This is a genomic window from Mariniflexile sp. (genome assembly GCF_041583155.1).
Classification (GTDB): domain Bacteria; phylum Bacteroidota; class Bacteroidia; order Flavobacteriales; family Flavobacteriaceae; genus Mariniflexile.
This window is the reverse complement of the sequence record NZ_JBFHGK010000086.1, coordinates 1-7,102: the sequence shown is the minus strand read 5'-3', so window position 1 is coordinate 7,102 and position 7,102 is coordinate 1. Positions and strand designations below refer to the sequence as shown.

The 7,102-nt window shown below is 33.6% G+C and carries 10 protein-coding genes; 2 read left to right on the top strand and 8 right to left on the bottom strand.

All coding sequences use genetic code 11. The features are described from left to right. On the top strand, positions 1 to 1,564 hold a 1,564-nt coding region (locus tag ABYI63_RS17010; protein WP_372758059.1), incomplete at its 5' end, for a DEAD/DEAH box helicase. A gap of 49 nt (positions 1,565 to 1,613) precedes the next feature. Beyond that, entirely contained in the window at positions 1,614 to 2,321 is a 708-nt protein-coding gene (gene rnhA / locus ABYI63_RS17005; protein ID WP_372758058.1) for a ribonuclease HI, read from the top strand. A gap of 35 nt (positions 2,322 to 2,356) precedes the next feature. On the opposite strand, the gene ABYI63_RS17000 is transcribed toward rnhA, so the two are convergent. The 8 genes from ABYI63_RS17000 to ABYI63_RS16965 all read right to left on the bottom strand — a co-directional run. Beyond that, positions 2,357 to 3,313 carry a HipA domain-containing protein gene (locus ABYI63_RS17000; protein WP_372758057.1) on the bottom strand — a complete coding sequence of 319 codons (957 nt, stop codon included), beginning with the start codon at positions 3,311 to 3,313 and terminating at the stop codon, positions 2,357 to 2,359. Next, a complete protein-coding gene (locus tag ABYI63_RS16995; RefSeq protein ID WP_372758056.1) occupies positions 3,310 to 3,627 on the bottom strand; it encodes a HipA N-terminal domain-containing protein in 318 nt (105 codons plus the stop codon). The genes ABYI63_RS17000 and ABYI63_RS16995 overlap by 4 nt, the downstream gene beginning before the upstream one ends. Further along, the gene (locus ABYI63_RS16990) at positions 3,599 to 3,838 is read right to left on the bottom strand and encodes a helix-turn-helix transcriptional regulator (protein ID WP_102996206.1); all 240 of its coding nucleotides are present in this window, start codon (positions 3,836 to 3,838) and stop codon (positions 3,599 to 3,601) included. Before ABYI63_RS16990 ends, ABYI63_RS16995 begins: the two co-directional genes overlap by 29 nt. A gap of 107 nt (positions 3,839 to 3,945) precedes the next feature. Then, positions 3,946 to 4,233 carry a helix-turn-helix domain-containing protein gene (locus tag ABYI63_RS16985; RefSeq protein WP_372758055.1) on the bottom strand — a complete coding sequence of 96 codons (288 nt, stop codon included), beginning with the start codon at positions 4,231 to 4,233 and terminating at the stop codon, positions 3,946 to 3,948. A gap of 315 nt (positions 4,234 to 4,548) precedes the next feature. Beyond that, a complete protein-coding gene (locus tag ABYI63_RS16980; protein WP_372758054.1) occupies positions 4,549 to 5,154 on the bottom strand; it encodes an ATPase in 606 nt (201 codons plus the stop codon). A 133-nt stretch (positions 5,155 to 5,287) separates the two neighbouring features. Continuing rightward, positions 5,288 to 6,097, bottom strand: a complete 810-nt coding sequence (locus tag ABYI63_RS16975) for a transcriptional regulator (RefSeq protein ID WP_372758053.1) — start codon at positions 6,095 to 6,097, stop codon at positions 5,288 to 5,290. A 20-nt stretch (positions 6,098 to 6,117) separates the two neighbouring features. Then, positions 6,118 to 6,417 (bottom strand): helix-turn-helix domain-containing protein, encoded by a 300-nt coding sequence (locus ABYI63_RS16970; RefSeq protein WP_372758052.1) that lies wholly within the window; start codon positions 6,415 to 6,417, stop codon positions 6,118 to 6,120. 225 nt (positions 6,418 to 6,642) lie between these two features. Next, the coding region (locus ABYI63_RS16965) for an RteC domain-containing protein (RefSeq protein WP_372758051.1) at positions 6,643 to 7,102 on the bottom strand (460 nt) is incomplete at its 5' end.

The window sequence follows — 7,102 nt, the reverse complement described above, 5'->3', positions numbered from 1 at the left end:
TAAGCAAGAAAAAATAGCACTAGAAACACGACTCAATCAAATTCCTGAAACCACAGACGCTACTATTAAAGGTATATTTGAGGTTATAAAAGACAATTATCAGTTACTTCAATATTTTTACTTTGAGTCTTTAAGATACATAAAACGGCTAAAAACAAAGGCTTATAGTGACTTGGTTGCTATAACCTATATTGAAGACGAAAAGGAGCAAGTAAAAGCATTTAATAAATGGATTGTAGATGACGAGAATTTAAAAAAATTAACCCGAGTTTTTCCCATCATTCTTACCACAAATATTTCAAGTCGGAAATTAGGAACACATTTTAAATTCGATTTATTAACCATGGATGAAGCAGGGCAGTGTGATATTGCTACCAGTTTGATACCCATCTCTAAATGCAGCAATATGGTTTTAATTGGAGACACCAATCAATTAAAACCGATTGTTGTTTTTGAAGAAAGTAAAAACACAGAACTCATGAATCATTTTAAGATTGATGCGCGTTATGACTACTTCAACAATTCTATACTTTCAGTCTATAAAAACATAGATACTATTTCAAGAGATATCTTATTAAGCTACCATTATCGTTGTGGTGAAAAGATTATCAATTATTCTAATATGCGATTTTATGAGAGTAGATTAAATCTTTCGGCAATAAAAAACGCAGGTACTTTAAAATTATTGGATGTACATAATGTAAATCATAAAAATAAAAATTCGCAAATAGAAGAAGCTATTGGCATTGTAAACTATATAAAAGATCATAAATTATCGGATGTTTTTATTATAACACCTTTTAGAAATCAAGAAGAGGTTATAAACCATTATCTAAATGAAGCAATTGCACATGGGGATATAGATGCTTCTGTAAGTTGCGGTACCATTCATAAAATACAAGGGCAAGAAAATAAAACGATTATAATTTCTACGGCAATTTCGGGACAAACGACACCAAGAACCTATGATTGGATTAAAAATAATAGCCAATTAATAAATGTTGGAGTTACGCGAGCAAAAGAGAATTTAATTGTTGTAACCGATAAAAGAGCCATAGATGTTTTGTCTAAAAAAGATGATGATTTATATGCATTGATTTCTTATGTTGAAAAAAATGGCAGCACTCAAATTTCACAGAGTATTGCTAATAAATTCACCATTGGATTTTCAAATAATTCGAAGTTTGAGGACGAATTTTATAAAACAATGCAGCATTACTGTACTATAAATGGTTCGCGTTTTGAGCGGAACATCAAAGTAGTAGATGTGTTTCCGGAAGAAAGGCATAATGCTTTGGTAAATAAAAAAGAATTTGATGGTGTTATTTTCCATGGCCTTAAGCCAAAAATTATTTTTGAAATAAATGGGATTGAGCATTATAAAAATAAAAAGCGCATAGCATCGGATAAAATTAAAATGGAATTGTTAAAGAGTAAAAAAGTTCTATTGCTTTCAATTCCGAATCAGTATGTGAAACATTATGAGTTTATAGGAGAATTAATTAAAAAGTTTAAAGGCGATATTTATCAAAAAACATTGTTTGATTATGATCTGCAATCTTAATTTAGCTAGACCAATGAAGTCATCTATTATAAAAATAATTATTTAGTATATGAGCTGGGATGACCTACCTCAAATAGATCTTTACTCGGATGGCGGTGCGGAACCCAACCCTGGAAAGGGTGGATTTGGCGTGATATTATCCTATAAGGGAAGAATAAAAGAATTTTCTGTAGGCTATGAACTTACTACAAATAACAGAATGGAATTAATGGCTGTGATTTTTGGTTTAGAAAAAATTAAGACTAAGGCAAAAGTTACCGTTTACTCAGATTCCAAATACGTTGTTGATGGCATTAAACAAGGATGGGCAGTAGGTTGGGAACGAGATCATTGGATTAAGAAAAAAGGTAATTTGGTGCTCAATAAGGATTTATGGCAACGATTATTGGATGTTATTGATAAACATGACGTTGTATTTAACTGGGTAAAAGGACATGATGGCCATATTGAAAATGAACGTTGTGATCAATTAGCCAGTAATGGGATCAATTCTGAACATAAAATTAAGGATGAAGGGTACTTAGAGTATCTAGAAAATATTGAGTATTACCAAGAACAGAAAATAGAAAAAGAAGGTGATGCGTGCAGAAAGTGTGAAACGTTAGTCGTAAAAAAGAGCCCTAAAAAACGAAAGCTAAAACCAGGACAAAATTATTATTATGAGTATTACCTCTTCTGTCCAAATTGTAAAACTATGTATATGGTAGAAGATGCAAAACGAACCATTGACCAACAAGGGAATTCGTTATTTGAATAAAAATGTACTTGTGGTATTTTGTAATTAATAAAGACTTATAAACTACTTTTGAGCTCTAATTGTTTCGCTCTATTTTCTATCAGTGCCATTAAAGTGGTTTTATTTTCATCACTTAAAAAACTACAGTTTATTAATTCTTGCCATTGTTGCATGCCTTTTTCTATACGATTCCAGAGGTTTTCAATCGCTTTTGCAGGGATTTGTGCTTTGGCCATAGCTTCGTTAAAATCTAAACGTTTAATTTTTCGTTTTTTACCGTTGAGGTTTAGTGCTAATTCTTCTTGATCTTCTGGAATTAATAATTTAACTGCAACCATATCATAAGCAGGTGCCAATGCATAGTTCTTGCTATCTTTTGCTATGAGTGAAAAGTTTTTTAAATGCATATCGTTATTTCCAATGAGGAAAGAAACAATAACTTGCTCATAAAATTTTACGGTATCCAGTAATGGGTTTTGGGCATAGGTTATAATGCCCTTAGCAATTTGCTCGTAAGATCCACGATATTTATGTTCTGTAAGTCGTTCTGTGAATTGGCAAGCATCTTCCATTGGGTATTTTACGTTATTGTCAGTACGATCTATACGCTTGGTTAAATAAGCTAAAGCACCATCTTTTAATGGGATTAATAAAAATGGAACTGTTGCTATCCCGCAAGCTTTTGCCAATAACATAGACAGTGCTTCAATTTCTGGCATTTGTGGATACATGTGAAATGGTGGTTTTAAAATGTACCTGCCATTTAATGCGCCTACAATGGTTAACCTATTTTGAGCGTTTTCTTGAGTGAAACCCAATGATAATTTTGGTTGTACACCTGTAACAATGATACGTTGCGCAACGTTTTCTTTTGCCAGTGCTTCGATTTGAGATAGTTCATACTCTAATTGTAGTACAGGTGTGTCTGCTTGCCAAAATACTGATAGGCAGTTTTGATGATAATTTATTTCACCATCTTCTAGTTTTTTATGACATGCTAAACAATAGTTCATACTTTCTCTATAATACTAATATTACCAATACAATCTCTACATGTGGTTAGTAATAAGCCCATGCGGTCTCTTGGATTTATTTTCCAATTTTTATGTGCGATGTCTAATAACCAACCTTCCGGAATTAAGCCATCGAAGAACGGGAATAGGTATTCGGCACTAAATGGTTCTTCTTGTAATGGCAAGGTTAAACTGACTGCTAATGTGCTTTCATTTCCTAGATATGCTTTGTCATACTTGAAATGATAACCATTATCGTCCTCGGTTAATATACCAGCCAAGGTTTTATTTACCCAGATTTCTCCTTGTCTCATCGCTTATAGGTGTTGGTGTTAGTGTGTGGCCAAAAAATAATAGTACCTGATTTACTTTATCGGTCATTACGTTTGGTTTTCCCTGTTCGAGTTCGCGCACAAAACGCAAGCCTACACCAGTGAAGTCTGATAACTCTACTTGTGTTAGATTTGCTTTTTTACGTCTATCCCTTACAAATTGGGCTATGGTGTTTTCTCTATCCCATTCCATTATATTATACCTTTATGGGTACAATATAGGAAATTATTTTATAATTACACCTTTATGGGTGTAAAATTTGTGATTTAGTGATATTTATACCTTTTAGGGTATAAAAATTAGAGCAACCCTAAGTCTTGTAATTTTCGGCCGTAAATATCATCTGCAGCTAGTTTTAGGAAATCGTCCTGTAAGCCTAATGTTCGTAATACATTAAAATATGCACCAATAGCGACACTAGGACTTCCTTTTTCAATTTGATATAAGGTTGATCGGTTTATATCCGCACGCTCTGAAACTTGAAGTGTTGTTAATTTACGTCTTTTACGTGCTAGCTTAATATTTTCTCCCAAACTCTCCATAATTTCCTGATGTTTTGGGAATATTATGTTTTTCTTTGATTTCATTTTGTTGCTTATTTTCAACAAAAAAAGTTTATTTGTGGATAATATACAACATTTTGTGTTTTTTATTCTTTTTACATGACCTTCTAAAGAGTTTAGGTTTCGGTGTAATTTGATGAGATTACCATACTTCGACAGCGCTCAGTACAGGCTACACTACTCTCAATGACGGATTTACATGATGAGATTACTCATTCACTTTATTTTAATAAATTGGTATTCGTGAATGCTTCGCATTTGCTTCACTTCGTTCGCAATGACGTGAACGAGGGTAAATTATTGGGGTTTTTACACTTGTATAATTATCATGGGTAAAATTTACTTTCGTTTGTCTTTTGAATTGTTGTTAAAAGCTATTAGGTTGAAAGATTCCCTTAGTCGGCTTCTCACGCGATTGCCATAGAAGTGTTCTAATTCTGATGCAGATAGATTTGTTGTGAGATGTGTTTTAACCTTTTTGCTAATAAATAAATCATACCGGCTTAATAAAATCTCGCCCATCACATTACATTCGTTGCCAAAGTATTTTAAATTGTTTTCTGTTCCTAAATCATCAAAACAGATGATGCCTGCTTTGGATTGGTGTAAACTTGGTTTGCTATATCTGCTTATGACCTCGTAACCCTCATTGATGAATTCGAAACTGACCTCTCGACAGGATTTTACATAGTATTTATTTTGAGGGGTTGCTAAATATTTCATTAATGTCATTAATGTTGTTTTGCCGCAACCAATAGGACCAGAAAGCAGAATTCCTTTTTCTAAATTAATGCCGAGTTGAAATGCCATTTTTCCATCGCTTGAATTGTAAGCAATGAGTTTATAAATGATAGCTTTGTCTTCATCGTAAATTTTAAAATGGTTTCCGAAGAGCTCTTGTCCTTTGGATTCTAGCCAATTGATTGCTTTTTGGTAGGGGTACATTTTGGTTTATGGGTGTTAGTTGTTGGGCATTGGGGTTGAGGTGGATTCCTTCCCGATAGCTATTGGGATTTGCAGGTATGATACCATATTAAAACAGGTATTTAATTTTATGAGACCCCCGCCTGCGCGGGGGCTAAAGGGGTTCTGAATAATTTTTATTGGTTGAGGCGCTGAGGTTTTTTGGGCGAATTGTCGGTGTTGTGTCGGTGTTGTGGTGGTGTTGTGCATTGAAATTTTTGCTGTTGATCATCCAGTTTTGTGCCGCCGCTTTCCAATTGGCCATGGGTGTTTTGCCTCCAACCAACCAACCATTGCTAGAGAAGTAATTGAAAAACTTTTTGGCTTCCAGTTCAGGGAAGTTTTGTTCCAGGAAATATTTTATAAGTTCCTGTTCATTAGGCATCACCATACTTTTATTTTTTTGGCGCAACTTTTTTTGTTTTGAAGTATCCTCTTGATTTTTTAAATCTGAAGTTTCGTTTTTAGAACTAGATGCTTGCTTCTTTATGTTTGTATTGTTTAAATTCTTTGTATTGTTTATACTGTTTATATAAGGTACTTCTGCTTGTTCAGAACCAGTAGCGGTACTAGTATAAGACGTGTCTGCCACTTGTTCTAAAACCTTGCTGTTTTTTGGTTTTGGTTTTAGGCTTTCAGAAAAATTATAAAGATGTACCATACTTCCTTTATAAGGATTATAAGAGGGTTCATATTTTATATAGCCTAAGGCATGCAAATTTTTCAAGCATTTATGGTAGGTTGCTTTAGAGCTTATTTTGCTTATCCGCATGACTTCATCGCGTGAAATGCTAATGGGATTACGGAATCGGTTACTATTCCAGAATTGAAAAAGCGCGATGTATAAACTGATGTGTGTTGGGTTTAAGGTATCGTCATTAATAACCTTATCGAAAAAACCTGTTAAGTGTTTGATGTAGTTCATGATTTTAGGTTTTAAGATGATTATTCTTCTAGCATATTCTGGATGTCTTCATACTTATAGTAGATAATGCCGCCGATGCGCTTAAAATTGAGCGTGCCGTTAATTCTTAGGTTTTGAAGTGTTCCTGGGGAGATGCGTAGTAGTTTTCTAACTTCAGATGATTTTAGCCATTGGGCAGGTTTATCTTCTTTATTGGTACTATGCAGCTCTTTAAGCAATGCATTCACCACATTTAATAGATCTTTTTTGGTGACTAATTGATGGTTTAAAAGTTCTAAATTTTCTGTTTCAGGAAAAAGTGTTTTTGGATGTAGATTCATAATTATGGGTTTTAAATTGTTATGATACAAAACAACTTCATTTCATAAATTTTCATTCACAAGGCGAACCCAAGGTGTGTGTTATTTTAACTAAAAACTATTCAAACAATTGAAATACAATTATTTGATAAATTAGTTTTTAATCAGCTCTTAATTTAGGCTGGTGAAACTGGAAGAAATTGTTCTATTATTATAGAAACCGAAATAGGGAAGACCTTGTGTGATTTAAGAGTCTTCTTCCATCAATTTTTGGTTGAGGTTATCTGCCAAACTATTTAAAAATTTGGTACGAACTGTTTTTCTTAACTTGATGTCTTGATACACCCTGTAGATGCTGTCTTCTAATTCGATGTTGAATACTTTTCCAATATGCGTTGCTAATTCTTTGACATCGACATTACCGTTGTTTATGAGCTTTGCATGTTTTAGTGCATAGATCAACTCTACTAAATCTATTTTGGTTCCAGACCAATCATAATTTATTGGTTGAACATGGCCGTTGGAACCGGTATTATTATCGATCTCATCCATTTTGTGTTCCAAATATTTAATAAGCATGTCCGAACTCATTAAGATAGCGACTTGATAGTCGTGGGAGGTGGCCGTTTTGGAATCAAAATAAAGAAGCATGGGGTGATCGCGTATAATATCTTTATACGGTCTTCTTATAAAATAATTGGTATCG

What these genes read in the sequence shown, in the direction of transcription:
- ABYI63_RS16985 (WP_372758055.1), bottom strand. Translation starts at nt 4,233, where the DNA reads ATGAAATCAAAGAAAAACATAATATTCCCAAAACATCAGGAAATTATG.
- ABYI63_RS16970 (WP_372758052.1), bottom strand. Translation starts at nt 6,417, where the DNA reads ATGAATCTACATCCAAAAACACTTTTTCCTGAAACAGAAAATTTAGAA.
- ABYI63_RS16980 (WP_372758054.1), bottom strand. Translation starts at nt 5,154, where the DNA reads ATGTACCCCTACCAAAAAGCAATCAATTGGCTAGAATCCAAAGGACAA.
- ABYI63_RS16995 (WP_372758056.1), bottom strand. Translation starts at nt 3,627, where the DNA reads ATGAGACAAGGAGAAATCTGGGTAAATAAAACCTTGGCTGGTATATTA.
- ABYI63_RS16975 (WP_372758053.1), bottom strand. Translation starts at nt 6,097, where the DNA reads ATGAACTACATCAAACACTTAACAGGTTTTTTCGATAAGGTTATTAAT.
- ABYI63_RS17000 (WP_372758057.1), bottom strand. Translation starts at nt 3,313, where the DNA reads ATGAACTATTGTTTAGCATGTCATAAAAAACTAGAAGATGGTGAAATA.
- ABYI63_RS16990 (WP_102996206.1), bottom strand. Translation starts at nt 3,838, where the DNA reads ATGGAATGGGATAGAGAAAACACCATAGCCCAATTTGTAAGGGATAGA.
- rnhA (WP_372758058.1), top strand. Translation starts at nt 1,614, where the DNA reads ATGAGCTGGGATGACCTACCTCAAATAGATCTTTACTCGGATGGCGGT.